Source organism: Maribacter sp. (assembly GCF_039968975.1).
Lineage (GTDB): Bacteria > Bacteroidota > Bacteroidia > Flavobacteriales > Flavobacteriaceae > Maribacter.
In genome coordinates, this window is the sequence record NZ_JBDVOT010000185.1 from 13438 (window position 1) to 37583 (window position 24146).

Here is a 24146-nt window from a genome sequence, read left to right on the forward strand (position 1 = left end):
CTACAAAAAACCCGTAAATCAAAAATGTCACATATAAATTCTAACATAATCACTAAAGATTATCTAGTAACGCAGGAACAATTTGAATTAGAATATGATTCAAAAACAGACATGCTAATCACAAAACCTGTACCTAAAAATCTAGAAAAATATTACGACCCAAATAACTATATTTCTCATTCTGATAATGGAAGTAGTATCCTTGAGAAAATTTATCAGGCAGTTAAAAAATATACATTAAACAAAAAAGTAAAACTTATAGATAAACAAAATACTAATGAAAAATATCTTTTAGATATAGGTTGCGGAACTGGTGAATTTTTAAATGTGGCTAAAAACAAAAATTGGAAAGCATTAGGGGTTGAGTTAAATGATAGTGCGAGAAAGAAAGCAGTAGATAAAAAACTAGATATTTATAAATCATTAGAAGATTTAAATAATCAAAAATTTGATGTTATTACACTATGGCACGTACTAGAACATTTACCAGATTTAGAAAATCAAATTAAAAAAATAAACTCATTACTTAGAAAAAATGGTACTTTAATAATCGCAGTACCTAACTATAAGTCTTATGATGCGCAATACTATAAAGAGTACTGGGCTGCTTATGACACACCAAGACACCTTTGGCATTTTTCTCAACTAGCAATTAAAAATATATTTTTAAAAGAAAAATTGATAGTTACAGAAACGCTACCAATGCACTTCGATTCTTATTATGTTTCCATTTTATCAGAAAAATATAAAAATGGTTCATCTAATTATCTCAAAGCATTTTATCATGGATTATTGTCAAATTTAAAAGCTAAGACCACAGGAGAGTATTCTTCGCTAATATATGTGCTTAAAAAACAGTAATTAGTTATTTAAAGCTTATTTAAGCGTTAAAATAATCAAAACTATATATAATTATATAAAAATTACAAAAACCTCTTAAATATAGCTTAAAATCAGTCATTATAATAAATAAAAACAATTTAAGATTAATAAACCATCAATAAATCTTATAAATAGGAAATATTGAGTATTTATACCAATCTTAAAATATTTTCATTCTAAAAGCTTTATTACTTTTGCAACACATAAAAATGAAAAAATGAAAAACCTAATTTTAATTTTCGCTATCGTATTATTAGCATCTTGCAAACAAGAAAAAATTGGATACGTTGATAACGTAAAATTGATGGATGAATACCAACAAAAAATTGATGTTGAATCTAAATTCAAAGTTAAGGCAGATGCCTTAGCAAAAACTAGAGATAGTATTTCTCAAGCTTTTCAAATTGAAGCTCAAGCTTTTCAAACTAAAGCTCAAAAAATGTCTCAATCAAAAGCTCAAGAAGAATATGCAGCAATGCAACAAAGAGGTCAAATGATCGGTCAACAATTACAACAACAAGACCAACAATTACAAATGGAAGGTCAGACTGAAATGGATAGCATAGTTTCTAAAGTAAAAGAAGAAATTAAAGCCTACGGTAAAACAAACGGATACTCTTACATTTTAGGTGGTGGTGACGGTGGTAGCGTTCTTTATGGAACAGAAGCAAATGACCTTACTGATGAGATAGTAAAATTACTTAACGATAAGTATAAGAAATAAATTAATATACTATTTATAAAAAAGCCGGTCATTGACCGGCTTTTTTTATTCTACAGAATGTGTTTCAAACCTTTCTAATTCCTGCTCAATATTGAATTGATCCTTAGGTAAAAATCCTTTTACTATCAGAACTATTCCGCATATTACCAATATAACTCCTATAATCTTCTTTACATAAACAATCCTCTTGGCTGTTAGCTTACGTTTAAGTTGTTTTGCCAAAAGAATTTTAAATACATCAGTTACAAAATAGGAGAGAAGTACAGTTGCAAAAAAAGTAAAGAAACGATTAGGCTGATTATCTAAAGTAGGACCTATAATTATTATAATTCCTAACCAGAAAACAAGAACACCAATATTGATAAAATTGAGTAAAAAACCCTTTACAAAAAGACCAAAGTAATCTGATTTTTTAATCTTCTTAGAATCAACAGGAATCTCTTTTTTATCAACTTTAAAAAAAGTTACAAGACCATAAACCAACAGTATAACACCGCCAAAGACATAGAGACCAGGCTGATTACTTAAATTTTCTAACAGTTGGAAACTACTAAAATAAGCAACAAGAATAAATAGTACATCTGCCAGTAAAACACCAACATCAAAAGTAATAGCAGCTCTAAAACCTTTTACTGCACTTGTTTGTAATAAGACAAAGAAAACCGGCCCAACCATAAAGCTTAGGAAAAATCCTAAAGGAATTGCTGCCTGTATATCTTCTAACATGTATTAATGCATTCTTTTAATGGAACCACCAAATACCGTTTTCTCTTCAAGTTTTTTAGGGTTACCAAATACCAAAACTTCTCCACCTGCTTTCACCGTTGCCTTTACGTAATCCTTAGCATTAATTTCTGCCCTAGAACCCGCATTTACATTTATTGTCGAAAAATTGGTAACGAAACCTTTACCTTCATAAATACCACCGGTGTTTATTTGAACGTCTTGTAAATTTGAAGAACCTGCAGTTCTAATAACTCCGCCAGAAACCGACTTTATTAACATTTGTTCAACCTCTGCACTAACAATCAATTCTCCACCTTCTTGGGCTTTCAATTCTAATACATCTTGTTCAATAATATCTTCAGTAACAATTCTGGCATCTTCATTAACATCAATGACCAAAATATCACTAGCATAATATAAATCTATAAAGGTTTTATAGCCACTGAAAATTTTACCTATTTGCATTCTAATCTTTAAGACGCCGTCGTTATTAACAATGACTACTTTGCCCGTATTTTCACCTGTAATAATAACCTTATTTTCTGAAGATTTTATAAGGTTTATTGACAAACCATCAAAACCCTTTAATTCTTTAAAAGATTCTAAATTTTGGGTAACCTTATTATCTTGGGCAGTAACCGAAAGACATCCTAAGAGAAACATTAAAATTAAAACTTGTTTCATTCTTTTCTATGTAATTTATTTAAGTAAACATCTTAAAATTAAAATGTTTACTTATTTCAGCCATGTTATACCAAAATCTATTCCAAATTATTTATTGTCATCCGGAATTAAGGCAAAATCTAAATGCCTTTTTATAAGATCGGTGCTTTTAACCATAACGGTAATTTCATCACCTAAGGTATATTTTTTCTTGGTACGTTCACCAATAATAGCATATTGCTTCTCATCAAAGATATAATAATCTCCCTTGATGTCCCTAATACGAATCATACCTTCACATTTGTTGGCAATGATTTCAACATAGATTCCCCATTCCGTAACACCACTGATAACTCCACGAAATTCTTCATCTTTATGGTCTTGCATAAATTTGATCTGCATGTACTTAATAGAATCTCTTTCAGCACTTGAAGCTAAATATTCCATATCTGAAGAATGCTTACATTTCTTTTCAAATTCTTCTGCATTTGCAGAACTACCACCATCAAGATAATGTTGTAATAGCCTATGAACCATTACATCTGGGTATCTTCTAATTGGAGAAGTAAAATGTGTATAGTAATCAAACGCTAACCCATAATGACCAATATTATCTATAGTATAGATAGCCTTGCTCATACTTCGTATAGTAAGGGTATCTACCATATTCTGCTCTCTTTTACCTTTTACATCTTGTAATAATTGATTCAAAGAAGAACTAATAGATTTTTTATCCTTAAAATCTAATTTATGACCAAACTTAGAAACGATACCATTTAAAGCCATTAACTTGTCTGGATCTGGATCATCATGAATTCTATAAACAAAGGTCTTTTTAGGCTTTTGCTTTCCTATAAATTCAGCCACTTTTCTATTGGCTAAAAGCATAAACTCTTCAATAAGTTTATTAGCATCTTTAGATTCTTTGAAGTAAACTCCTATAGGCTCACTATTTTCATCTAAATTAAATCTTACTTCTACTTTATCAAAAGAAAGCGCACCTTGATCCATACGTTTAGAGCGCATTATTTTAGCAAGCCTATCCATTTCTAATGTAGCTTCTACAACGTCTTTAGAAACCGTGTAAGCAGCTTCTCTGATAGATATATCCTCTGGTATGTTACCATTACCGTTCTCAATGATATATTGGGCTTCTTCATAAGCGAAACGTTCGTTAGAATCGATTACAGTTCTTCCAAACCATTGATTTCTTATTATAGCGTTCGTATCTAATTCAAAAATGGCAGAAAAAGTATACTTTTCTTCGTTAGGTCTCAATGAACATGCATTATTAGAAAGTACCTCTGGTAACATTGGTACCACACGATCTACTAAATAAACAGAGGTAGCTCTTTCATAAGCCTCGTCATCTAATATGGTATTTTTTTGTAGATAATGAGAAACATCTGCTATATGAATACCTATTTCATAATTACCATTTTCAAGTTTTTGAAAAGAAAGGGCATCATCAAAATCTTTGGCATCTTTTGGATCTATAGTAAAAGTGAGAACATTACGTAAATCTCTACGCTTTTTAATTTCTTCTTCTTTTATACTGGTATCTAAACCATCAGCGAAATTTTGAACATCTTCAGGAAAAGAATAAGGTAAACCGTACTCTGCTAAAATGGAATGAATCTCTGTATCATGCTCACCAGGTATACCCAATACTTCGGTAACTCTACCAAAAGGGGAATCTACATCTGCTGGCCAGTCAGTGATTTCAACCAAAACTTTCTCACCATCTTGGGCACCGTTCAATTTATCTTTAGAGACAAAAATATCAGTATACATTCTAAAATCTGAAGGTCTTACAAAAGCAAATGTCTTTTGCATATCAACAATACCTACAAAAGTAGTTTTGTATCTTTCAAGTACTTTAACTATTTCGCCCTCAAGCTTTTTACTCTTTTTACGTGGGTAGATATAAACTTCTACTTTGTCTTTATGAAAGGCTTTATTTAATTTATTGGCAGGGATAAAGATATCATCATCCATACCATCAACTACAATATATGCATTACCCTTACCGGTAACATCTACCGTACCTTCATGGTAAGATTTTGTATTTTCTAATACTTTATATTGACCTCTATCAATTTCTTGAATTCTTTTTTTCTCTTTGAGCTCGGTTAACCTTTTAATAAGGGTATTTCTATCTTGAGCATCAGTTATATTTAATTTAGCAGCAATCTGCTTATAGTTGAAACTTTTATTCGGCTCTTTTTCTAGAACTGTAAAAATTCCTCTTGTAATTTCGTTCTTTCTATGATTCTTCGCCTTCTTATTCTTCTTTGACATTAAACTTTTAATTTATTGGAAAATTACGAATTATAATCCACTAGCTGTTATTCTACTTCTTATTGAAAAGTTAAGTAAATGAGTTGTTATTAACATATATATCATATTAGACATTTTTTCTTTTAAATTAAATTAAATATTAATGATTATTATAGCTTGTTAATATCTAGAATAACTTATTTCTATATTACTTGTCTTTATGAGATACTAATACTTGTTGACAATATGTTTTATGAAACTACAATTGAAAATCAGTATTTTGAAGAGTTATTAAACATGGTTTATAAGTGCTATTAACATGAATTTATTAATAACTAAATGTAATTTTAATGTTAACTAGGGATGTTAATTTGATGAAAATCCTCTAATAGTTTCTAATATTTAAATTCGTCTTCAGAGGATTAAAAGTGTAAGCAGATGTTAACCTTAATAACCAAATTTTTTAGCAACTTTTTCTAAACAATTTATGCATTAAGTAATCTTGCTTATAACATACTAATTAACAATTTTTATTAATACCATGATAACTATTGTTGTGAACCCCTCGTTTTTTGTTGTGAATGCCTGATTATTGTACCTTTAGCTTGGTTTTGTTCCACCCCCACTGGATATAAACAAGAACTATTAACCTTTAAATTCTACGCATATGAAAATAGCTATTGGTAATGACCACGCTGGTACGGAATACAAGTTAGCTATTATAGGTTTACTAAAATCTAAGCAAGTTGAAGTTATTAATTATGGTACAGATGGCACTGATAGTGTAGATTATCCAGATTTTGCACACCCTGTAGCACTAGATGTTGAAAATGGTACTGCAGACTATGGTATTTTAATCTGTGGTAGTGGTAACGGGGCTTGTATGACCGCTAATAAACAACAAAATGTAAGAGCGGCCCTTTGTTGGACCAAAGAAATCACTAAACTGGCAAGAGAACATAATGATGCAAACATTTTAAGCCTACCTGCAAGATACATAGCGTTACCGCAAGCACTAGAAATGGTCTCTACCTTTTTAAATACTTCTTTTGACGGTGGTAGACATGAACGTAGAATTGAAAAGATTCCGCTTTAATAGATAGTTATTACAACTATGTTGATAACCTAAAATAGTTATTATAACCATTTATAAATCATATAGTTATTTCATAATAGATATGAACATAACTAGTTAATTGAATAATTTAATGTTAGATATTAAGATAAAGAGTTTCAAAGAATTTGATATTGAAGAACTATATAATGTACTACAGTTAAGAAGTGAAATTTTTGTAGTGGAGCAAGATTGCGTGTATCAAGATATAGATGGTAAAGATGCCAAGGCTATTCATATAATAGGATATAAAAATAATTCTGTAGTGGCTTATACCCGTATTTTTAAACCTGGTGATTATTTTGACCAAGCCAGTATAGGCAGAGTAGCCGTACATAAAGATTTTAGAAAATTTGGTTATGGAAAAGTAATCATGCAAGCTTCTATTGATGCAGTAGAAGAACATTACAATACCTATGAAATTAAAATTTCAGCTCAAAAATACCTAACCAAGTTCTATACTGATTTAGGCTTTAATGCCACAGGAGAAGAGTATTTGGAAGACGGTATACCACATATAGCAATGATCAAAAAATAAAAAAGACCGCTATAAGCGGTCTTTTTTAATATGTTGTTTTTATATGTTTAAATTTTGATAGGTGTTTTATTACTAAGGTTAATATCCTCTAACATATTATCGGTAAACTTATAATGGCCTTTTGTAGTTATAATCCTAAATCTGTTAGAATTCATTCTACTCAAAGTATCTAAAAACAACCACTTAGATTTAAGTAACCTAGTTTTTGTAGATTTTAGACTGATATCAAAATAATATTTTCTACCATTTTTGATAGCTACAATATCTGGAGTAACATTGTCTTCCAAACCTTTTCTTGAATATGATTTAGGAGTTTCATAGCCTTCCATATCAGCTTTGATATTCTCGAAACCGGTAGCTTCTAAATGTTGAATTGACTTTTCTAAAAATTCTACGTTTTCTGACTTTTCTACTTTTACCATACCTAATAAAATAACAAAAAAATAGACAATTCCTAATTTTAAACGTTGATTAACAATATGTTGAGTTTAAAAACAGATTTTAAACAACTATTATTTAAAGTATGGTAACAGGGAAATATGCACTATAAAACTAGAAAAGAGAAAGTTATACTAGGTCGATCTTATTTTGTTTGAAAGAACTTTACCTATTTTTTTGACTACACCTACTACCAAAGCATTACCCATAAAAAAAGCTCTTTTAGTATTAGAGATACCTTCAAATAAAGTATGATTATCGGGGAACATATTTAGTCGTTCCAATTCTACGGGAGTTAATCTACGTAATCCTTTTTTTGTGTTGATAACATGTTTAAAGCGCGATGCACTCTTACCACCTTCACCCGTTATGATTGTTCTTGAGGCGTTATCTAAGGCATCAGGAAAAATCATGCTACCTTCATTATAATGATAGGCAAAACCAGATTTAGAAGTTCGGGTTTCTTTTTTAGCACCTTTTAGATAATACCATTTATCATGCTCCTCTTCAGGAATATAAAATTCTTCTGGTATATTTCCTTTCTGCAAAATATCTGCTAAGACCGTTCTTTTACCAACATAACTGGGGGTAGTTTTGGTGGTATATATTTTTCCTTTAATGAATACTCCGGTATTTTGAAAAGGAGATAATTTTTCGCCTAGATTGAAATTTTCAGATAGTGAAACAAGATCTTCGGTAATATCAAATGAAATCATTTTAGAAGAAGTAGTTGTTATGGGAAATGCTGTTGCAATTGTTCCTTTTTCAAAAATCCATTCTTCGGCTTTGGCTTTTTTAAATTGTTTGTAAAGTGGGGTAGATTTATGATAGCCTAAGAAAAAAATACGTCTACGTCTTTGGGGCATTCCGTAATCTGCAGCGTTAATAACTCTCCATTCTACAGCATAACCTAAGTCATCTAAACTTTTAAGCATAATTGCAAAATCTCTGCCTCTTTGGTTTGATGGAGACTTTAATAAACGATCTACATTTTCAAGAAATAAGTATTTAGGCGGATTTTTCTTTTCCGATAAAATTCTATGGATACTCCACCATAAAACCCCCTTTTTACCAATAAGTCCTTTAGAGTTATTTAGGGTAGCCGCAACTGAATAATCTTGGCACGGAAAGCCACCTACTAAAATATCGGCATCAGGTATGTCTTTAGTAGGTACTTCAGAAATATCTTCGTTTCTATGATTTTTAGAACCAAATCTGGCTTCATAAACGGTTGAGGCATGCTGCGCTTTCGTACTAGGCTCAAATTGATTGCTCCAAACTACCTCGTAGTTCTCGGTATCCTCTAATCCTAAGCGAAATCCGCCAACGCCAGCAAAAAGTTCTATGACCTTTAGTTTCTTCATTTGCGATAAAATTACATAATTTCACAAGGCTAATACTATTAGAAATTATTTTAGAGATGAAGAAAATACTATTGAAGAGGTCTTTTGTATTGATTTTGATTGCTTTAAATACAGCATGCGGTGTACATATAGATGAAAAGAAATTATTGGTCAAAGAAATTGAAATCATAAAAAATGCATTTGCACCAGATAAGCGTACTGCTCTCTTTAATTTAGAAGTATTAGATGGTCCGTCTGGCTTTATTTTAGCTGGTGAAACCAATTTACCGCTAGCCGTAGATTCTTTGAACAGTCTATTAAAAGATAAAGGCATTGAAGCTACCAATGATATTAAAATTTTACCTGCAGATGAATTAGAGGGTATGACGAAAGCAGTTATCAACATCTCTGCCGCTAATCTTAGAAGTAATCCTAAACATTCTGCAGAACTTGCAACACAGGCTACATTAGGTACTGTTGTACATGTTTTAAAAAAAGAAGGAGATTGGTATTTGATACAAACACCAGATAAATATTTGGCATGGGTTGACTTAGGTGGAATACAACTAATGAATGCAGATGCTATTGAAAAGTGGATAGCTTCAGATAAAATTATTTACACAAATACCTATGGTCATGCATTTAGTTCTAAAGAGACTAAAAGCAGAACCTCTGACATTGTTGCCGGTAGTTTATTAAAACTATTAGGTAGTGATGATGAGTTCTATAAAATTGAATTTCCAGATGGTAGACAAGCATATATTTTAAAGACCGAAGCAGAAAAATATAACACCTGGCTTTCAAACTTAAACTTTAATGCTGATTCACTTATTGCAACCTCAAAAACGTTAATGGGAGTACCTTATCTATGGGGCGGTACTTCTACAAAAGGTGTTGACTGCAGTGGTTATACAAAAACTATATATTACCTGAACGGTATGGTTATACCACGTGATGCCTCTCAGCAAGTACATGCAGGTAAGCCTATAGATTCAATTGCTGATTTTAGTAAATTAAAGAAAGGTGATTTATTGTTCTTTGGAAGAAGAGCTACGGAAACCACTTCAGAGAAAGTAGTTCATGTAGGCATGTGGATTGGTGATAATCAGTTTATACATTCTTCTGAAATGGTTCGTATAAGTAGTGTTGATAAAGACTCACCAAATTATGATGCGTTCAATGTAGGTAGATATTTAAGAACACAGCGCTTATTAAATGAAGAAGACCCATTGCTTCAAAACTTAAATATTTCAATACCAATTAAAGATTAAACTGTTTGGTTAATTTAAAGGTGTTTCATCGATTTTAAGACAAAAATTATAACATAGTAATAAAGTGTTCGTTTTATGATAGTTATCTATCATTCACGTGCTATGAAAAAAACAACACTTCTAGTTTTAATCTGCTGTTTTGTAGGATCATCTATTGCTATTGCCCAAAAAGATGCAGGTACCATTTATTTTAAGGACGGAAACAAAATTCAAGGTTTAGTTAAACTCGTAAACGGAGACCAAGTAAAATTTAAAAAAAATAGAGGAGATAAACCAGAAAAATATCATTTTGAAAATCTAGAGCAAGTAGTAATTAATGATAGAGAAGAACCTTCTACATATGTATATTTAGAAACAAAAAAAGGCTATTTCAATGTTGTAAGAGAACTAGAAATAGGTACCGTTAACTTATATGTTCTTGAACAAACTGGGTATTCTTCACCAATGTTTGTAGGTGTTGCTAATGGTCAAATGAATATGGCACACGGTAATTACTACGATATTAAAAACCTTTTTGTTAGAAGAGGCGTAAATGGTGAAATTACACACTTAGGTTCTAATCAACTTTTCAGTAAGAATTTTAAAAATGCAGCTTCTACCTATTTTTCAGATTGCCCCGTTTTAGTGGAGAAGATTCTAAATAAAGAATATAAGAAAAAGCATGTAAGAGATATTGTTAACTTTTATAATCTACAATGTAATGATCAACATGTACTAATTCTGAAAAAATAGAACAAGAAGATTAATTAATCCGCCGTAATAAACTCGCGTATATCTTTACTTAGTTGAATAAAATCTGGTTCATGTGTATACATCATATGACCTGCTTCATAGTACTTCATATCAACACGCTCTTTTACGATTCCGTTTCGATCAAATGTATATTCAGCATCAAAAAACGGAGTAATTAAATCATAATATCCACTGGCAACCATTACTTTCATTGCGGTATTTCTGCGCATGGTTTCCCCTAGATCCGGAGCTGTATTTACTGGCATAGGTTCCCAATATTTACCATCTGGCACTGTTCTCCATCTCCAATTAGATCCACCACCAGAAGTAATATAAGGTCTATCCATTTTCACCTTAAGTTCTGAAGCAAAATAATGATTTAAACTAGCAGTATAGGCAGCACTTATTTGATAACTAGCGGCATCTCCTAAATGTGGTTTTTCAGATACTTTATCTTCTTCTTCTCCCATAAATCTTCCGTCAAGTCTGCCAATAGCCAAACCTTTATCTTCTAGTAATTTTTTCTGAAATCTACCCATTAATATTCTCAAGTTAGACTGCAGAATATATGTTTTATCCAATCCTGTAAAATAAGAAAGCTTTTCAGCCAAAGTATTCTTTTCAGCATCGCTCAAGGAATTGCCTTTGTATAAAGAAGGCACGTAGGTATTATATGTAAAATCTCTACATTCTTGGGTAAAGTCTTCTAAAGATTTACCTTGACCTGCTTTTTTATGATACCATGCTGTAGCCGCCATACTAGGCAAATAAGTAATGAACGATGTAATGTTATTTGAAATGGATGTTGAACCGGCATAATCTAGTGCCTGTGATATAAGTATCATTCCGTTGAGCGCCATGTTTTGACCAGAACCCTCCAATGCTTTTCCTAGAGCAGCAGCACGTGTAGTTCCATAACTTTCGCCAGCTAAATATTTAGGTGAAAACCAACGTTCATTTTCTGTTACCCACTTTCTAATAAATTGGGCAAAAGAATTTACATCCTCTTTTAATCCGTAAAAATCTTTTCCTTCACCTTTTCCTACCAACCTGCTGTAACCGGTACCTACAGGGTCTATAAATACCAAATCTGTAATATCAAGTAAACCGTGATCATTGTTTACCAAGTTGTATGGAGCGGCGCCGTCATCAGATTTTGCATCAGAATCTACTTTTACAATTTTTGGTCCGAAAAAACCCATATGCAACCACATAGAAGCAGATCCTGGTCCGCCATTGAAAACAAAGGTTACCGGTCTTTTAGTAACATCTCCCATACTAGTTTTAGTATAGGCAACAGACCAAAAAGTAGCAATAGAATCTCCTTCTTTATTGGTTAAAAAAGTTTCTTTGGCCGTGGTTGTATAATCAATAGATGTACCGCCAAAAGTGCCTTTATGTTTGGTTATAAAAGATTTTGCTTCTGGTATAGGCTTTGGCTGTTCTTCTTTTTTTGAGTTTTGTGCTTTGGTAGATTGAAGAAGTAAAATACAACTAGCTAATAAAAGTAGATTTCTCATTTTAAATTAAGGTATTGTTGGTGGTGTTAGTTTGTACATTTAAAAGTAAGGATAATAAATGAACAGAAACACTGCTCCTTAATGGAATCTAATTCTATAATAGTAACCTTTAAATATCAGAACATTGAGTATATTTAAAAGTGAAATTTTACAATAGTTCCCTCTTTTGAATAAATAAAATCAACCAAACAGTATCAACATGAAAAAACAACAACTTAAGTAATAATTACTGGGAACTACACTTTTATTTTTATTAAGATGCGGATTAATTACCTCGCAAGTAACAAACGATGGTTGGGAAACCATGTTCAATGGTACTGATTTAAATGGATGGACAACAAAAGTGCACCATTACGAAGTAGGTGATAATTATGCGGATACCTTTAGGGCAGAAGATAATATGGTTAAGGTGAGGTATGATAAATACGAAGGGGAATTCAATAATAAATATGCTCATTTATGCTATGATAAGCCTTTTTCAGATTTTCATTTAACGATGCAATATCGTTTTGTAGGTGAACTATATAGAGGTGCGCCAGATTATACTATTTTGAACAGCGGAGTAATGTTTCATTCTCAAGATCCACGAACGATGTTAAAGGAGCAAGACTGGCCCATTAGTGTTGAAATACAATTTTTAGCGGGAGTATAAGAAGGTGTAGAACGCCCAACAGGTAATATGTGCTCACCAGGTACCGATGTGGTTTTTGAAGGTAAATAGACCCTAGACATTGTATTAATTCAACATCAGACACCTATTATGGTGATCAATGGGTAACTGCAGAGTTAGTTGTTTATCACGATTCATTGGTAAAGCATATTATTAACGGAAAAACAGTATTAGAATACACAAAACCACAAATTGGTGGTGGTGTAGCTAAAGGTTATGACCCTAAAATGAAACAAGATGGTAAGTTGTTAACAGAAGGTTTTATTGCTTTACAAAGTGAAGGTCAACCAATTGATTTCAGAGCTATTAAAATTCGAAATTTAAAAGGATGCACAGACCCAAAAGCAAATAACTTTAAGGCATACTACCAAGTATCGGATAAAGAAGCTTGCACCTATTAAGTGGCAACTATTTTAAAATTGCGCTGTATTTAGAATTATTTCTCAATAACTCGGTAGCCGCTAAAATAGCATCGTCATTATTTAGGTAATATTGGTATAAACCATCTCTGTAGAAATAACGCTTAACAATTTCATCTTCTAGGTTCTTTTGAATCTCGCTTTGGTATTTGTCTAACGCGTTAATTTTACCCTTTTCTATGTTCGCTAATAAGGTTTTATAGCTATCCTTAACATCTGAGCCTAAAAAGTCGTTTTCATCACCTGACAGTGCTTTTTTGATTGCTTCTTCTGCCTTGGTCTCAAAAGAGAAACTACTTTGTTTTACATAGTTTTTAAAAGCATTAAAATCAGCATCAGTAAATTTGAAATCGGCAACATCGTTATACTTATGTGTATAATGATAATTGGTAGCATAATCGAAAATTACATTATTCTGTAGTAAAGCCAATGTAAGGTCATTTGTTTTTGAAGTAGCTACCTCTATATCTGGTAAAATACCACCACCGTCTTGTACTTTTCTACCGTTACGGGTAGTAAAATCGTTGAAGGTAGTATTACGAACTGCCTTACCACTTTCATCTCTATTCCAATAATCTAATGATTGTATACAACGACCAGAAGAAGTGTAATATCTAGAAATGGTCACTTTTAATTGGGTACCATAAGTTAGTTTTAGAGGGCGTTGCACCAAGCCTTTTCCAAAGCTTCTAGCACCCATAATAACCGCTCTATCTAAATCTTGTAAACTACCGGATACAATTTCACTGGCAGAGGCACTACTTCCATTTACCAATACAACTAATGGAATTTCCTCATCCACGGGTTGGTTGTTGGTATGGTATTCACGGTTAAATTTCTTGACCTTGGATTTTGTAGTCACCACCAACTCGCCTTTAGGCACAAATAAGTTGGTCACATTAATAGCTTCGGATAATAAACCACCAGGGTTGCCTCTTAAATCCAATATAATTTTTTCAGCACCTTTTCCTTTTAAATCTAATAAGGCAGATTTGGTCTGTTCCGTTGCTTTGGCATTAAACTTTGCTAAAACAATATAACCGGTTTTGTTATCGATCATTTTAAAGAAAGGTACCGCATCTACTTCAATACCTTCACGAGTAATACTTGTGGTGTTTAATTTGCCTTGTCTTTTATAAGTAACATTAATTGTTGATCCGTTAGCTCCTTTTAAAAGCTCACTGGCATTATCTTCAAAATCTGCTACTTTGATATCTCCAATCTGTATAATTTCATCACCGGCCTTTAATCCTGCTTTATCTGCCGGATATCCTTGATGCGGTTCTATAATTAACAATCTATCATCAAAAGAACGCACCATGGCACCTATACCCGAGTATTCACCGGCGTTGTTTATGCGATACGTTTCAACATCTTGTTCGTTTAAAAATTTGGTATAGGGATCTAATTCATTCAGCATATTTTTAATGGCGGTATCCATTAATTCTGCCGGGTTGGTTTCATCCACGTAGTTCATGTTCAATTCTTTGAACAAGGTGGTAAAGATTTCGATCTGTTTGGCTATCTCAAAAAAGTCGCTCTTATAACTACTTCCAACAAATAGAAAAGCGATGGCAATTATGGGTACAAGTACTTTTTTACTTACTATTTTTTTCATCAATTTGTAGCTTAAACTTGTTTAAAACGAGCTTCATTTTATGATCTAACTGCTCAAAGGTGGGCATATCCTTACCAAGGTATAAAAATAGAAACGCAAAGTTTGCTTCTGTATTGTTAAAAACCAAGGCTTTGTTAAGTCTGTAAGACTCTCTTAGCAAACGTTTAATGTTATTTCTATCAACGGCACTTTTAAAATTGCGCTTAGATACCGTAACTGCAGTTTTAATAGGAACTTCTTTTTTCTCTACGGATAGATAAATTAATTTCAACGGATAAACGGAAATACCCCTACCCTCTTCGAACAATTGGGTTATGAGTATTTTACTTTTTAGTTTTTCCTTTTTTCCGAAGGTTGCATTCATTTATAAAAGAAGTTTAAAAAAAGAATTAGCCCCCAATATGGGGGCATTTATATCTTAAAGATTAGCAAAAGATACTACTCTGTTTGCCAAACATTATTCTCTAAATTAACATCTGCCATTAACTGAGAAGGATCTATTACAATTGCTTGTATTGAAGACATTGGTTTATTGATTTCAAAATCATAGGTTGGGTAAGCCCATGGCCAATCATCGATTACAGTTCTTTCAATACCCTCATATGGGTTCTCTTTTTCGCCTCGCATCATTCGTATAGGAGCGTAAAAAGTTTCTTTGGTACCATCATTATAAACCACCAAAACATCTAAAGGCATTGGCATAAGACCAATACGTTCTAAAGTAACTTTAGTGTTGTTTTCAGATGCCGAAACGTCTTTGATACCATAATCAATAGTATTCGTTGTCTGTGTCCAATCTGTTAAGTACCAATCTAGTTCAAAACCAGATACCTTTTCAGCAACACGTTTAAAATCATTAGGTACAGGGTGCTTAAATTTAAACTCTTCATAATACTTACGAATAGTTTCCATCAACTTATCTTGACCTATAACATAGCCTAACTGAGATAAAAATATAGAGCCCTTGCTATACGCAGAAATACCATAAGCAAAGTTAAGAGCGTAACGATCGGCATAGGTACCTTGAGGTTGTTCTTTGCCCGAAAGCGCCAAATTTCTATAGCCTTTATAAGTACCCTCAAATGGATTCTCTTTTTCATAGTCCATAATTTCAGTCATACAAAGCTTAGATATAAAAGAAGTAAAACCTTCATCCATCCACTCATGTTTAGCTTCATTAGTGGCTAAAATGTGTTGAAACCAAGAGTGCGCCATTTCATGAGCCATAACACCTACAAGGCTACCGAACTTACGGTTACCTGTAATAAGTGTTGACATGGCATATTCCATACCACCATCGCCACCCTGAATAACAGAATATTGATCATAAGGATATTTACCTATATTCTTACTAAAGAACTCCATAGCCTCAATAGTTTTAGGCTGAAGTTTTTTCCAATTCTCTAAAATTTTAGCATCGTCTTTATATAGAAAATGAAGTACAGGTCCATCAGGTACTTGTTGAATATCATGAATATATTCTGGGTCTGCTGCCCACATAAAATCATGTACCATTGGGGCTTTAAAGTGCCAAGTTAATGTCTTGCCTTTTTGTTTTTTGATTTTAGTGCCAGGTGTTTCATACCCATGACCAATTTCGTTAGGGTTTTGCAAGTATCCGCTTCCACCAACAGTATAGTCTTTGTCAATTGTCAATTTTACATCAAAATCACCCCAAACACCTTGAAACTCACGTGCAATATATGGATCGGCGTGCCAGCCTTCAAAGTCATATTCTGCCAATTTTGGATACCATTGGCTCATTGACAAGGCAACGCCTTCTTCGCTATTTCTACCAGAACGTCTAATCTGTAAAGGTACTTGACCTTTAAATTCCATATTAAAGGTAGACTTTGCACCAGCAGCTATCGGTTTTGCTAAATCAACAACCAATACAGTACCTTCTTCAGAAAAGGAAACCTTGCTGCCATCTTGTGTTAAAGAAGTAGCATGTAAGTAACCTATTTCACTATCGGTCAGAGAAGCAATTCTACTTTTCTTATCAGGCGTAGTCATTCTATCATCTGGATCGGCAATTGTCTGCAGGCGAATATCCATTTCACTACCTGGTTGAAAAGCGTTAAAATACAAATGGAAATAGACACGTTTTAACTCATCGGGTGAGTTGTTCGTATATACCAAGGTTTGAGTACCGGTATATTGAAAAGTCTCAACATCCATATCAACATCCATAGTATAATCAACATGTTGCTGCCAATAATCTGTCTTATTCTGAGCTAGCAACCCTATAGAAAAAATTGCTGTTAGAAATGTAAAAAATGATTTAGTCATATATAAGTTGTGTAAGTATTATAATTTTATCTGTCCTGCAGCTACTTTACTGGCTAAAACCAATGCATTGTAGGCATTTGCTATTTTACCAGAAGTAGAAATTTCATCTAAAGAACCACTTTTACCCGTGTTTTTACCTAGTACTACTTTTGTTTTAATCGGTAAACCAGATTGCAGTATTATTTTTTTCACTTGCGCAGCGGTTAAGCTTGGATATTGAGACATTACTAATGCAGCAACACCTGCAACACCGGGTGCTGCCATAGAGGTACCCGGAGAATATTCATATTCGTTATTAGGGTATGAAGAATAGATATCTGTACCTGGAGCAAAAATATCTACATTAATTTTTCCGTAATTAGAATAGCTTGCTACCAATTCAGATCCGTATTTTGGGTTCAAGGCACCTACAGTTATTACGTTATCTGCAATTTCTGGTCCGTTGTTTATTTGGTCATTTGGAAAATTTGCGTTGACAGGGTTATCTAAATCTGCACCATCGTTACCGGCCGCATGAACAAAAAGCACATTATTGTCTGCAGCATATTTAATAGCATCATACACCCAATCAGCATTTGGAGAAAAAGATTTACCAAAACTCCCATTAATAACTCGCGCACCGTTATCTACTGCGTAACGAATACCTCTAGCAATATCCTTATCATACTCATCACCGTTAGGCACGGCTCTAATACTCATAATAGCAACATTGTTAGCACCACCGTTAGCACCTTTATCGTTGTTACGTTCAGCAGCTATTATACCTGCTACGTGTGTACCGTGACTTTCATCATCTACTCTATTATTAGGGTTTCCATTACCGTAGTCTACATCGTTGATATCATAGGCATTATCACCAACAGAGGCCCTACCGTTGAAATCTTTATTTAGATTGTAGTTCAGTTGTTCTGAGTAATATTTAAGTCCGTTGTTCAATTCTTCAAGAACTTCAGGTATAGTATCTTTTATGCCGAACATTTGGTTTAAAATGGCTAGGTTACGCTGCATAGTCTCATCAGTAGCATTTATACCAGCTAAATCTTCCTTGGTATAAGTTTCTTTATTTAAATACTTCTTTACATCTGCATCTGCATTTTTTACAGCTTGGTAAATAGATTCATATTGTTCTTTACCTTGTAAAGCCTCATTATAACTGGTATCTAATTTGGTTTTAGCTTTAGCTAAGGTAGCAGCATCACCTATGCCCAAGCGAAGCATACGAACATATTCTAACTGTTCGTTATAAGATTCACCCAAAAAGTTATAACCGTGTATATCGTCAATAAAGCCGTTACCATCATCATCTATGCCATTGCCAGCTTTTTCTTTGGTATTGGTCCATAATATATTTACAAGATCTTCATGATCTAAATCAATACCAGAATCAAGAACGGCAACAATTGTTTTTGTTCCTTTTTTGTTCTTAATGATTTCGCTGTATGCTCTATCTACACTCATACCCGGAATGGTATCGGTAACTAAATCTAAGTGCCCCCAGTTATTCTTTTCACTAGTAGTAAGGTCAGAAATTTTTAATGGCGTAGCATCTATGTTTTCTACTGGGGTAAGAATTAATCCACTTCCACCAGCTGTTTTAGAGCTTCCGCAGCCTGTTAATATTGCAGCTATTGAAAGGGCAAAGATTGATTTAAAATATGAATTCGTCATATATGGGCAACTAATTAGTTAATGTTTATTGTTAATATAAGATTAATTGAAAAGTTCGTTAAAAGAATATATCTGATCTAAACGAACACCTCTATCTGTGTGTTTTAAGGTACAAAGTTGGTTATGTGCATCATGTTCAAAAAAGAGATAGTAATTATTGTCTGCAGCTTCGTTCAGGAATACCTTTTTTTCTGCCATCGTCATTAACGGTCTTGTATCATACCCCATAACATAAGGTAATGATATATGACCAACGGTAGGTATCAAGTCTGCCATATAGGCTATTGTTTTACCTTGATATGAGAATTGGGGCAACATTTGTTTTTCTGTATGACCATCAACAAAGCGGATATCAAAACCTAGCGGACTATTTTTAAGAAAATTTTCATCGGCATCATCAACAAAATACAAATGACCGCTCTCTTGCATTGGTATTAAATTCTCGGTCAGGAAAGATGCTTTTTCTCTTGGATTAGGTTCCATTGCCCATTTCCAATGTTTTTCATTAGTCCAGAATTTAGCATTCTTGAAGGCAGGTTCATATCCGGTTTTATTTTTATTCCATTGAATGGCACCACCGACATGATCAAAATGAAGATGAGTTAAAAAGACATCGGTAATATCATCTCTATGAAACCCATATTTTTTTAAAGAAGAATCTATTGTAAAATCTCCCCAGCGATAATAATAGCCAAAAAACTTGTCAGATTGTTTATTACCCATACCGGTATCTACCAATATTAACCTATCACCATCTTCAATTAATAGGCTTCTTGCAGCAATATCAATTAAATTATTACTGTCTGCTGGGTTTGTTCTTTGCCAGATTGTTTTGGGCACTACACCAAACATAGCACCGCCGTCCAATTTAAAATTACCAGTTTCAACAGGAAAAATTTTCATAATTAGCAAAATAATAAAAGTGTTGGTAATCTTAGGTTTATTAAGAAAGTATTATCATTTAGCCCGCAGATTATAAGACTTTATAAAGGCACAGTATTGTAAATATGAATTTTATTATGGATACTTTAATCGAGAACTAGTCTTCATTTAACAAATCGCCTATAGCATGATGCGCTAACGGTTTGGTCAAATGTTTTTTAATTACAGGATATTCTTTACTTTTTGTAGAATCTAAATTATCCAGGGAAGAACTTAGAATATAAATTTTACAATGATTTGTAAGTGTATCTGGTAAATTGACATATTCATCTAAAAATTCAAATCCGTTCATTTCTGGCATTTTGATATCCAAGAAAATTACATCTGGATAAGCTTCCGTATTGTCAATTATATTATTTAAATGAGTTAAAGCCTCAAGACCTGATGTCATGGTCGTAATTTGAGAAATATTTTCTTCTTTCGAAATGATGGCTTTGTTTATGAAGTTGTCCACATCCGAGTCGTCAATTAATAAAATATTTATATTCTTAGCCATATTATTTACCTGCTTGGTTTGGTATTTTTAAAGTAAACGTTGATCCGCTATTTATTTTTGATTGCACTTCTATTGTTCCTTTCAATTTTAATAATATTTCTTTTACTATAAAAAGCCCAATACCAGAACCCATAACTTTAGAAGATACTCTATAGAACATGTGAAATATCTTTTCTAGTTGGTCTTCCGCTATTCCAACACCATTGTCTTTTATAATTAAAACCGCTTCTTTTTTGGTTGTTTTTACATCAATCCAAATAGTAGCTTTGTCATTGCTAAGATCATGATATTTAATGGCATTAGATATAAAATTATTTAATATAACTGAAATTCTCTTACTATCTGAAACAAAATTAACCTTATCTACAACATTTATTTTAATAATTATTTTATGAGTATTTTCTAAATACCATAAACTCTCAATAGAATGTTCTATTAATTTAGTAAAACTTATAGACTCTAAGTTAAGAGCTAGGTGTTTATTTCTAGAGTATTCTATTATGTCTTTGATAAAATCATCTAATCTTTGAATAGATTTTTCCATCATATCAAGATGCTGATATAATTTAGGGTCAACCTCTTCCAATTGAATTAACTGAATTAATCCTAATACTGAAGATAGTGGGGCTCGCAGTTCATGAGATGCGCTATAGACGAAACTATCTAATTCTGAGTTCGTTTTTTGTAATTCTAAATATTGATTTTCTAAATTACTTTCAGCTTCTTTTCTTTTAGAATCGTCAAAAATATTCACCAATACACTTTTGTTATTATTTAAATAAAGCGGCACCATGGAAATTAGAAGGGTTTTTTTAGTTCCGTTTTTGAGTTCTATCCTATATTCTTGATTAACTATTTCTCCTGCTGTGTTAAATTTGTTCCAAAGTCGTTCCCTCTCATTTTTATCAATAATAATATCTCCAGATTCTACTATGGTCTTTCCAATAATTTTTTTATTTGTTGTGTTGAGAATGGTATAAGCCATTTTATTGGCTTCAGTAACTCTTTTCTGTTCATCTAGTAAAATCATACCCATTAAATTGGTCTGAAATGCCTTTGAAAATTTTTCTTGACTTTCTTTTAAGGCCTTTTCTGCTAATACACTTTTTGTAATATCCATGGCAGTTCCATGATAAATTAAAGGGTCTCCATCATCACTAAATATAATTTCTGCATAAGCTAAAAAGTATTTGAAAGTATTGTCATTTTTTTGAACCCTATAAATTACCGATTCTAAATTTTGAACTTCTTTGGTAGAAGCCATTCTTGATTCTATTAATGAAACATCTTCAGAATAAATAAGTTCTTTAATTTTTTTTGGCGTCATTATAGTATTTGGCGCTATCTCATGTATTTCATACATTTCTTTAGACCATTCTACAACCTCTTCGCTCATATCCCAATACCAGTAACCAAACTTGCCAATTCTAATAGCCGAATTCATTTTAGATTGAAGTGATAGAATTTTTTCTTCTGCTTCTTTTTGTTTGGTAATGTCTATGATGGTTCCTCTGTATTTTATAGGGGATTTATCCTCATTTCTTAAAACCTCCATTTCAGCTATAATATGCTTTATAGAACCATCTTTAAGAATTATTCTATAATTTAAAGAATAGGTATCAACATCTTCTGAAACCCTCCTTAAAAGTTCTCTATGACTTTCTAAATCATCTGGATGCATTAAACTTTCAACAAAGGGTAAAGTTAATTTGGTATTGGGGTCAACGTCATAAATAGAATATAGTCTGGGCGACCAGTAGAAGATTTTAGTTTTAAAATCATAATCCCAATAACCAATTTTACCAATCCGCATGGCTATTTCCATTTTATTCTTTAGGTCTAAAATTTCAATATCAGCTTCTTTCTCTTTTGTTATATCTATTACAGTACCTCTATATGTGGTAGCTAAATTTTCAGGATCTCTAATCACTTCTACTTCTACCATTAAATATTTAATGTTTCCATTTACTATGATACGGTAAGTAAAAGCATGATTAATTTTTTCTGTAACTAGGTCATTTACATTCTTTCTATGTAACTCTAAATCATCTGGGTGAATAATACTTTCTAAATAAGCTATGGTCAAAATTGTACTTTCATCCATTTCATAAATAGAGTACATGAGAGGAGAACAATTAAACGTTGCAGATTCAATATCAAAATCCCAGTACCCAATTTTACCAATACGAATAGCAGAATTCATTTTGGCTTGAAGTTCCAAAATTTCTTTTTGAGATTTTTTTCGTTCGGTTAAATCAAAACCAATAGCACCAATGGCAATTGGCATATCGGTTACTTTATCTTTAATTAAAAAACCAGAAAATTCAAGTGGAGTACAAATATTTGTTTTGAAGTTTTTTAATGGAACTTCACCTGTCCATATACCTTTTTCCATTATAGTCGGTATGTGCTCATTTGCTATAACTTTTTTATAATTATCTTCGAAAAAATCGAATATAGTTGCGTCGTTTATATTTGAGTCACTAGGTAAATTAACTAAATTTTTACCGGCATCATTCATGAAAAGGGCTTTACCATCTATGGTTGCCAAACCTATAAATCCTGGACTATTTTCAATAATAGAAACAAGTTTCTGCTTTTCAATATCTGCTTTTTTCCTTTCTGTAATATCTCTTATGATACCTAAAACTGTGGTATTGCTTAATTTTTTGGCACTTACTTCGGCATAAAACAAAGAGCCATCTTTTTTAACTAAAGTTCTCTCTGAACGTACTGTTTTTCCCTTCCTCATATCTTTATATCTAGAAGGTATTATATCAGCTTCTTCTGGAGAAACAAGTTCTTTCAGGTTTTTAGTTATCAACTCATCTTTAGAATAACCAAAAATATGTACACCGTAAGGGTTAATGTCTAAAATATTAGCATTGAAATCGCTTAATACAATAGCATCTGAAGCCTCTTCGATTAATAAACGATATCTATCTTGACTTATCTTTAATAAAGCTGTTTTCTCTTCTACCAGTCTGTTTAACTTAGTTGGCTGCTTCATAAAAAACCATACGAAAATTCCACACATTGAAGATAATAAAAAACCTAAAATAGAAAACAATAGAGTTGTTGAACTAATATCGTATTTCTTTGAGAATACATACAGTTTCCACTCTCCTTGGCTTGCTGTTAATGGTAAACCAATGGCATTCTCATAATTTATTTTGTTAGAAGCAAAAAATGTTTCTTCTGTTTTGTCAGAGTTTACTTTTACTAACTTAAAGGAGAATTTTTTTTCTTGAGCAGTATCTAATTGTATTGTTTTTACAATTGTTGACAATCTTACAACAGCTGCTGTAAAACCTTTGAATTTACCATCTTTATATAATGGCTTTCGACCAATAATCCCTGAACCTCCTTGTCTTAAATATATGGGTCCGGCAGTATAGTAATCTTTTTTTTCTATAGTTTTTTTTGCTCCAAATTTGTTATCTGGATCATTTAAAATATTTAGACCAATAACCTCGTTTCCTTTTAATGGATAAACATGGGTAACAACGCCTTCTTCGTTGACCAACTCTAGTGCATCTACACTGTTGTTACTATTTAAAAGTAACTGTGCTACACTATCAAAATTATTTGGAATACCAAAATTGTCGACTATAAAGGCTAAAGTTTGGGTGACATTATAACTTTGTCCCAAAGCATTTTGTAAATCGACCTTTAATTTAGAAACTCTTTTTTCAATTTCTTGTTGCTCGGTTTTTTGATTTAGCTGATGTTTTTGAAAGGCCACAAACTGAGTTATAGTAAACACTAGCAGAAATGCCAAAAAACCATAAAATAGGGGACTTTTAAGGA

Annotated in this window: 21 protein-coding genes; 8 read left to right on the forward strand and 13 right to left on the reverse strand. The window is 32.4% G+C overall.

The window, feature by feature from the left end:
* Nucleotides 1-24: 24 nt before the first annotated feature.
* A complete protein-coding gene (locus tag ABJI11_RS12510; RefSeq protein ID WP_348352678.1) occupies nt 25-861 on the forward strand; it encodes a class I SAM-dependent methyltransferase in 837 nt (278 codons plus the stop codon).
* Between the two features lie 238 nt (nt 862-1099).
* Complete coding sequence (locus tag ABJI11_RS12515; protein ID WP_348352681.1) at nt 1100-1606, forward strand: OmpH family outer membrane protein; 507 nt, start codon at nt 1100-1102, stop codon at nt 1604-1606.
* A 45-nt stretch (nt 1607-1651) separates the two neighbouring features.
* Here the strand turns inward: ABJI11_RS12515 and ABJI11_RS12520 are convergent, their stop codons facing one another.
* From ABJI11_RS12520 to rnr, 3 genes are all read right to left on the reverse strand, one after another.
* Nucleotides 1652-2332, reverse strand: coding sequence for a LysE family transporter (locus tag ABJI11_RS12520; protein ID WP_276491424.1), 681 nt, complete (start codon nt 2330-2332; stop codon nt 1652-1654).
* Between the two features lie 3 nt (nt 2333-2335).
* Nucleotides 2336-3016 (reverse strand): head GIN domain-containing protein, encoded by a 681-nt coding sequence (locus ABJI11_RS12525; protein WP_348352684.1) that lies wholly within the window; start codon nt 3014-3016, stop codon nt 2336-2338.
* Between the two features lie 87 nt (nt 3017-3103).
* Entirely contained in the window at nt 3104-5296 is a 2193-nt protein-coding gene (rnr, locus tag ABJI11_RS12530) for a ribonuclease R (RefSeq protein WP_348352687.1), read from the reverse strand.
* Nucleotides 5297-5942: 646 nt separating this feature from the next.
* On the opposite strand from rnr, the gene rpiB reads away from it, so the two are divergent.
* Together rpiB and ABJI11_RS12540 are read left to right on the forward strand one after the other, a co-directional pair.
* Nucleotides 5943-6371: a ribose 5-phosphate isomerase B gene (gene rpiB, locus ABJI11_RS12535; protein ID WP_348352690.1), complete on the forward strand. Its 429-nt coding sequence runs from the start codon at nt 5943-5945 to the stop codon at nt 6369-6371.
* 112 nt (nt 6372-6483) lie between these two features.
* Nucleotides 6484-6927, forward strand: a complete 444-nt coding sequence (locus ABJI11_RS12540) for a GNAT family N-acetyltransferase (RefSeq protein WP_348352693.1) — start codon at nt 6484-6486, stop codon at nt 6925-6927.
* Between the two features lie 47 nt (nt 6928-6974).
* Here ABJI11_RS12540 and ABJI11_RS12545 read toward each other — a convergent pair whose 3' ends face one another.
* Nucleotides 6975-7349 carry a hypothetical protein gene (locus ABJI11_RS12545; RefSeq protein ID WP_348352695.1) on the reverse strand — a complete coding sequence of 125 codons (375 nt, stop codon included), beginning with the start codon at nt 7347-7349 and terminating at the stop codon, nt 6975-6977.
* A gap of 150 nt (nt 7350-7499) precedes the next feature.
* A complete protein-coding gene (gene dcm / locus ABJI11_RS12550) occupies nt 7500-8729 on the reverse strand; it encodes a DNA (cytosine-5-)-methyltransferase (RefSeq protein WP_348352698.1) in 1230 nt (409 codons plus the stop codon).
* Between the two features lie 56 nt (nt 8730-8785).
* On the opposite strand from dcm, the gene ABJI11_RS12555 reads away from it, so the two are divergent.
* Both ABJI11_RS12555 and ABJI11_RS12560 read left to right on the forward strand, forming a co-directional pair.
* The gene (locus ABJI11_RS12555) at nt 8786-9979 is read left to right on the forward strand and encodes an SH3 domain-containing C40 family peptidase (protein WP_348352701.1); all 1194 of its coding nucleotides are present in this window, start codon (nt 8786-8788) and stop codon (nt 9977-9979) included.
* 102 nt (nt 9980-10081) lie between these two features.
* Nucleotides 10082-10711 (forward strand): hypothetical protein, encoded by a 630-nt coding sequence (locus tag ABJI11_RS12560; protein ID WP_348352704.1) that lies wholly within the window; start codon nt 10082-10084, stop codon nt 10709-10711.
* Nucleotides 10712-10725: 14 nt separating this feature from the next.
* Here ABJI11_RS12560 and ABJI11_RS12565 read toward each other — a convergent pair whose 3' ends face one another.
* Entirely contained in the window at nt 10726-12231 is a 1506-nt protein-coding gene (locus ABJI11_RS12565) for a peptidase S10 (RefSeq protein WP_348352707.1), read from the reverse strand.
* Between the two features lie 304 nt (nt 12232-12535).
* On the opposite strand from ABJI11_RS12565, the gene ABJI11_RS12570 reads away from it, so the two are divergent.
* Nucleotides 12536-12883, forward strand: a complete 348-nt coding sequence (locus ABJI11_RS12570; RefSeq protein ID WP_348352710.1) for a DUF1080 domain-containing protein — start codon at nt 12536-12538, stop codon at nt 12881-12883.
* Nucleotides 12884-12966: 83 nt separating this feature from the next.
* The gene (locus ABJI11_RS12575; protein ID WP_348352820.1) at nt 12967-13302 is read left to right on the forward strand and encodes a DUF1080 domain-containing protein; all 336 of its coding nucleotides are present in this window, start codon (nt 12967-12969) and stop codon (nt 13300-13302) included.
* Nucleotides 13303-13309: 7 nt separating this feature from the next.
* Here the strand turns inward: ABJI11_RS12575 and ABJI11_RS12580 are convergent, their stop codons facing one another.
* From ABJI11_RS12580 to ABJI11_RS12610, 7 genes are all read right to left on the reverse strand, one after another.
* Entirely contained in the window at nt 13310-14938 is a 1629-nt protein-coding gene (locus ABJI11_RS12580; RefSeq protein ID WP_348352713.1) for a S41 family peptidase, read from the reverse strand.
* Nucleotides 14919-15302 (reverse strand): ribonuclease P protein component, encoded by a 384-nt coding sequence (rnpA, locus tag ABJI11_RS12585; RefSeq protein ID WP_348352716.1) that lies wholly within the window; start codon nt 15300-15302, stop codon nt 14919-14921. The genes ABJI11_RS12580 and rnpA overlap by 20 nt, the downstream gene beginning before the upstream one ends.
* 74 nt (nt 15303-15376) lie before the next feature.
* Nucleotides 15377-17230: a M1 family metallopeptidase gene (locus tag ABJI11_RS12590; protein WP_348352718.1), complete on the reverse strand. Its 1854-nt coding sequence runs from the start codon at nt 17228-17230 to the stop codon at nt 15377-15379.
* A gap of 18 nt (nt 17231-17248) precedes the next feature.
* A complete protein-coding gene (locus tag ABJI11_RS12595; RefSeq protein WP_348352721.1) occupies nt 17249-18898 on the reverse strand; it encodes a S8 family serine peptidase in 1650 nt (549 codons plus the stop codon).
* 42 nt (nt 18899-18940) lie between these two features.
* Nucleotides 18941-19801 carry an MBL fold metallo-hydrolase gene (locus ABJI11_RS12600; RefSeq protein WP_348352723.1) on the reverse strand — a complete coding sequence of 287 codons (861 nt, stop codon included), beginning with the start codon at nt 19799-19801 and terminating at the stop codon, nt 18941-18943.
* Between the two features lie 136 nt (nt 19802-19937).
* Nucleotides 19938-20336 carry a response regulator gene (locus tag ABJI11_RS12605; protein ID WP_348352726.1) on the reverse strand — a complete coding sequence of 133 codons (399 nt, stop codon included), beginning with the start codon at nt 20334-20336 and terminating at the stop codon, nt 19938-19940.
* Between the two features lies 1 nt (nt 20337).
* Complete coding sequence (locus ABJI11_RS12610; RefSeq protein WP_348352729.1) at nt 20338-24081, reverse strand: PAS domain S-box protein; 3744 nt, start codon at nt 24079-24081, stop codon at nt 20338-20340.
* Nucleotides 24082-24146: the final 65 nt, after the last annotated feature.

Coding starts and splice junctions, on each gene's coding strand:
- dcm (WP_348352698.1), bottom strand. CDS start 8,729: ATGAAGAAACTAAAGGTCATAGAACTTTTTGCTGGCGTTGGCGGATTT.
- rnpA (WP_348352716.1), bottom strand. CDS start 15,302: ATGAATGCAACCTTCGGAAAAAAGGAAAAACTAAAAAGTAAAATACTC.
- rpiB (WP_348352690.1), top strand. CDS start 5,943: ATGAAAATAGCTATTGGTAATGACCACGCTGGTACGGAATACAAGTTA.
- ABJI11_RS12590 (WP_348352718.1), bottom strand. CDS start 17,230: ATGACTAAATCATTTTTTACATTTCTAACAGCAATTTTTTCTATAGGG.
- ABJI11_RS12520 (WP_276491424.1), bottom strand. CDS start 2,332: ATGTTAGAAGATATACAGGCAGCAATTCCTTTAGGATTTTTCCTAAGC.
- ABJI11_RS12580 (WP_348352713.1), bottom strand. CDS start 14,938: ATGAAAAAAATAGTAAGTAAAAAAGTACTTGTACCCATAATTGCCATC.
- ABJI11_RS12540 (WP_348352693.1), top strand. CDS start 6,484: ATGTTAGATATTAAGATAAAGAGTTTCAAAGAATTTGATATTGAAGAA.
- ABJI11_RS12560 (WP_348352704.1), top strand. CDS start 10,082: ATGAAAAAAACAACACTTCTAGTTTTAATCTGCTGTTTTGTAGGATCA.
- ABJI11_RS12510 (WP_348352678.1), top strand. CDS start 25: ATGTCACATATAAATTCTAACATAATCACTAAAGATTATCTAGTAACG.
- ABJI11_RS12525 (WP_348352684.1), bottom strand. CDS start 3,016: ATGAAACAAGTTTTAATTTTAATGTTTCTCTTAGGATGTCTTTCGGTT.
- ABJI11_RS12595 (WP_348352721.1), bottom strand. CDS start 18,898: ATGACGAATTCATATTTTAAATCAATCTTTGCCCTTTCAATAGCTGCA.
- ABJI11_RS12565 (WP_348352707.1), bottom strand. CDS start 12,231: ATGAGAAATCTACTTTTATTAGCTAGTTGTATTTTACTTCTTCAATCT.
- rnr (WP_348352687.1), bottom strand. CDS start 5,296: ATGTCAAAGAAGAATAAGAAGGCGAAGAATCATAGAAAGAACGAAATT.
- ABJI11_RS12605 (WP_348352726.1), bottom strand. CDS start 20,336: ATGGCTAAGAATATAAATATTTTATTAATTGACGACTCGGATGTGGAC.
- ABJI11_RS12570 (WP_348352710.1), top strand. CDS start 12,536: ATGTTCAATGGTACTGATTTAAATGGATGGACAACAAAAGTGCACCAT.
- ABJI11_RS12600 (WP_348352723.1), bottom strand. CDS start 19,801: ATGAAAATTTTTCCTGTTGAAACTGGTAATTTTAAATTGGACGGCGGT.
- ABJI11_RS12555 (WP_348352701.1), top strand. CDS start 8,786: ATGAAGAAAATACTATTGAAGAGGTCTTTTGTATTGATTTTGATTGCT.
- ABJI11_RS12545 (WP_348352695.1), bottom strand. CDS start 7,349: ATGGTAAAAGTAGAAAAGTCAGAAAACGTAGAATTTTTAGAAAAGTCA.
- ABJI11_RS12515 (WP_348352681.1), top strand. CDS start 1,100: ATGAAAAACCTAATTTTAATTTTCGCTATCGTATTATTAGCATCTTGC.